This window comes from Methylobacterium sp. WL103 (assembly GCF_008039885.1).
Lineage (GTDB): Bacteria > Pseudomonadota > Alphaproteobacteria > Rhizobiales > Beijerinckiaceae > Methylobacterium > Methylobacterium cerastii.
Genome location: NZ_VRUX01000689.1, coordinates 1 through 2,058, shown reverse-complemented (window position 1 = coordinate 2,058; position 2,058 = coordinate 1). Strand labels below are relative to the sequence as shown.

The window sequence follows — 2,058 nt, the reverse complement described above, 5'->3', positions numbered from 1 at the left end:
TGCGGGCGAGCGCCTCCCAGACCGGGTCGACGCGCACGCCCGCCGCGATTGCCGCCCGCCCGTCGGGCCGGGTGATCGTCTCGCGATGCCCGACGAGCTGGCCTTGGGCGAGGCTCGCCGCGCGCATGAGGTGAGACGGTTCGTCCGCGACCTCGCCGAGGGGGACGGCGAGCGCGAGCACGAGGCAGAGCGGCATCGCCAGGAGCAGGAACGCGCCGAGCCAGAGACGCAGGTCGGCGGCGCCTATCAGGCCGTCCGGGACTCTCATCGCCGCGGCGTCTCGGCCACCGGTCGCACGCGCGTCCCCTCGGCGGGCGCGAAGAGCGGGTCCTGCCGCAATCCGAGGCGGTGCAAACGGTAAGCGAAGGCGGTGCCCAGCACGCCGAATCCGTAGACGACGCTGCGCCGGAAGTTGATCGACGAGGCTTCGGCAAAGTACCGCGTCGGGCACGAGATTTCGCCGATGCGGTGGTCGGCGTGCATCGCCAGGGCGAGCATCTGGTTGTCGAACACGAAGTCGTCCGAGCAGCGGTCGAGGGGGATCGTCTCGATCACCTGGCGGCTCCAGGCGCGATAGCCCGAATGATATTCCGACAGCTTTTGGCCCATCAGAATGTTCTGCAGCAGCGTCAGCACGCGGTTCGCCACGTACTTGTAGCGCGGCATCCCGCCTGCCAGCGCGCCCTTGCCGAGGATGCGCGAGGCGAGGACGGCATCGTACTCGCCCGACACGATCATCGAGGCCATCGCGGTGACGAGGCGCGGCGCGTACTGGTAGTCCGGGTGGAGCATGACGACGATGTCGGCGCCCCGCGCCAGCGCCGCCCGGTAGCAGGTCTTCTGGTTGCCGCCGTAGCCGCGGTTGCGTTCGTGCCGGATGGTGTGGATGCCGAGGCTTTCGGCGAGCGCCGCCGTCCGGTCGCGGCTCGCGTCGTCGATCAGGATGATGTCGTCGACGATGTCCTTGGGGATGTCGTCGAACGTCCGCCGCAGGGTCGCCTCGGCGTTGTAGGCCGGGAGGACGACGGCGATCTTCTGTCCGTGAAGCATGAGATCCTTCTGCGATCGGCGCGCGCGGCGTGGGCCGTCTTCGAATTCAGGGCGCGCGGCGAAGCCGCACGAGGAGGCCCGGCATCGCGCCGGCGAGCAGCAGGGCGGCGTGGACGACCTGCCCCGCCTCCCGCGGCGAGCGCCGCAGCAGCGCCAACCCGAGCCGTAGCGGAAGCTGGAACGCGAAGGTCGACCCCGCGAGCGTCAGCGCCGTCGCAAAGCCATGGTGCTTGGCCGCGTAGAGGATGCGGCTGCGCTGGATATAGAACAGGCGCCGCGCCTTCACTTGCCGGGTCGTCCCCTGCCCGTCGTGCCGGACCGTCACCTCGGCGAGGTGGCGGACCGTGAAGCCCGCATCCCAGACGCGGGCGCAGAGGTCGACGTCCTCGTAATAGACGTGGAAGCGCTCGTCGAAGCCGCCGAGCCGTTCGAACAGCGAGCGCCGGATCATCAGGAACGCGCCCATCACCTGATCGACCGGCCCTGACGCGGCGTGGTCCCACTCCGTCATGAAGTGCGTCGGTACCCGCCCCGGCAGCAGCCGGTCGAGGTGGAGTTCCTGTCCGATCAAGCTTTTCGCGCTCGGGCGCCGCGCACACATCCGCTGCACTTGGCCCGCGCCGTCGATCAGCTGCGCGCCGACGACGCCGACGGTCGGGTCTTGCGCAAGCGCGGCCAGCGCCAGCCGCAGGGCGTCCGGCCCGACCTCGGTGTCGGGGTTCAGGAACAGGATCGCCGGCGCCCGGCCGAGCGCGGCACCCTGGTTGCAGGCGCGGCCGAACCCGGCGTTGTCGGGGTTGCGCAGCACGGTGAGCCGAAGGTCCGGCCGCTCCAGCCCGTCGGCGGAGCCGTCGACGGAGCCGTTGTCGACGACGACCACCGCCTTTGCGGGGTCTTCGCCGGCGGCAGCCAGGCTCGCGAGGCAGGCGCGCACCAGGGCGCCGCCGTTCCAGTTGACGATCACGACGTCGATCTCGGCCGGGCCTTGGGCGAGGGGCGCCGTCATGG

The 2,058-nt window shown here is 70.8% G+C and carries 3 protein-coding genes; all 3 read right to left on the bottom strand.

Features of this window, described 5'->3' with window-relative positions:
- Positions 1–268: hypothetical protein (locus FV222_RS24255; RefSeq protein WP_210248509.1), on the bottom strand; the 268-nt coding region annotated here is incomplete at its 3' end.
- Positions 265–1,050 (bottom strand): glycosyltransferase family 2 protein, encoded by a 786-nt coding sequence (locus FV222_RS24250; RefSeq protein WP_147751095.1) that lies wholly within the window; start codon positions 1,048–1,050, stop codon positions 265–267. The genes FV222_RS24250 and FV222_RS24255, both read right to left, overlap by 4 nt.
- 46 nt (positions 1,051–1,096) lie before the next feature.
- Positions 1,097–2,058, bottom strand: a 962-nt coding sequence (locus FV222_RS24245) for a glycosyltransferase family 2 protein (protein WP_147815843.1), incomplete at its 5' end; no start/stop codon positions are given.